The 336-nt window shown below is 48.2% G+C and carries 1 protein-coding gene; it reads left to right on the forward strand.

What is annotated here, in order from left to right:
• Nucleotides 1-22 precede the first annotated feature (22 nt).
• Nucleotides 23-336: hypothetical protein (locus AB3I00_RS14775; RefSeq protein WP_368025637.1), on the forward strand; the 314-nt coding region annotated here is incomplete at its 3' end.

Below are 336 nucleotides of genomic sequence, written 5' to 3' on the forward strand. Positions count from 1 at the left end.
GGAAATACCGGCGAAGAAAACGGTGGATATTTCGTGTTGGCAAACGGATCTCACGACGCCAGGAGTGATCGTTCTAACGGGACTGAATACCGTTCCTGCTAAAGATGTAGTGATTCCGACTCTAGCGGATTTTCAAGCGGCTGATCCCCAGCGATATAATGGGTTTCATGAAGTGCAATTGACGCGTGAGGCGGCTACCGCGGCGATACGGTATGCCAATTATCAAAAAGGGACGCTCTCGATTTCAGAAAATGGGCCAGACAAAGTGGTGGCTCAAGGCAAAGATTGGTCGAAAGTTTTTGGAGGATATGAGGCTTATCATGAAGATCAATACCC

The sequence above is a fragment of the Enterococcus sp. C76 genome (genome assembly GCF_040886985.1).
GTDB classification, from domain to species: Bacteria; Bacillota; Bacilli; order Lactobacillales; family Enterococcaceae; genus Enterococcus_B; species Enterococcus_B lactis.